This window comes from Streptomyces sp. NPDC007084 (genome assembly GCF_040703595.1).
Lineage (GTDB): Bacteria > Actinomycetota > Actinomycetes > Streptomycetales > Streptomycetaceae > Streptomyces.
The window spans coordinates 1-931 of record NZ_JBEYFY010000100.1; the positions used below are offsets into that span (position 1 = coordinate 1).

Sequence of the window (931 nt, forward strand, 5' to 3'; positions counted from 1 at the left end):
CCCGCGACTGGGCCTGGACCGCCACGGCGGCCGCCGCCGTCGGCGCGGTCGTCCTGGCCCTCACCCTCTCCGGGCCGGCCACCGCTCCCGCCGTCGCAGCACCCCGCCCCCTGATCGTCAAGACCGGGTTCGCTCCGCTGCCGCTCGACGTCCTCGCCGACCGGGCCCTCGCCCAGGGCGACAGCGTCCGGCTCCGGCAGGGCACCCATGTCCAGACCTGGAGCCTTGGCATGACCTCGGGCCCCGGAGCCCGGCCGCCCGTCACCCTGCCCGAGGAACGCGTGGTGCGCTGGGCGGCGGACGGCAGCCATACGGAACTGGTCGTGGCGACCGACCCCCGCCACCCCGGGAAGCCCGTCGTCACCGACGCCGACCCCGTGCCCCGCACGGTCGAGGACGGCCACGTCATCAGCAGGCAGACCTTCCCGCCGAGCTGGAGCGACGCCCCGCCGAGCGCCCGGCCGCCGCACGACGTCCGGCGGCTGCGCGCCTACCTGGACGAGATCGACCGCCTCGACGCCCTGGACACCGGCGGACTTCTCGACGCCGTCGGCGAGTTGCTGGACCACTGGACACTCGGCAGCCGGGAGAGCGCCGCCCTCGCCCGCATCCTGGCCGACACCCCCGGCCTGCGCCCCGCCGGAGCGGTCACCGACCGCCTGGGCCGTCCCGGCCAGGCCTACGTCTACGACGACAAGCCCCACGCGACCCGCCGCATGCTCGTCCTCGACCCCTCCACCGGAACGGTCCTGGGCCTGGAGGACACGGTCACCCACCCGGACCCCGAGTACGGTCTGAAGGCGGGTGACGTCATGTCGTACTCGGCGTGGGTGCGGTGAGGGGCGCCGCTCCGGCGTCGGCCATCGCACCGGCACCGGCACCGGCGCCGACCCAGCCGCCCAACGGGCGCCCCGCGCCGGTGACGATCAGC

At 76.2% G+C, this 931-nt stretch carries 1 protein-coding gene; it reads left to right on the plus strand.

Annotated features, from left to right (window positions below; all coding sequences use genetic code 11):
* On the plus strand, positions 1-839 hold an 839-nt coding region (locus tag AB0912_RS35155; RefSeq protein ID WP_366707267.1), incomplete at its 5' end, for a CU044_5270 family protein.
* Positions 840-931: the final 92 nt, after the last annotated feature.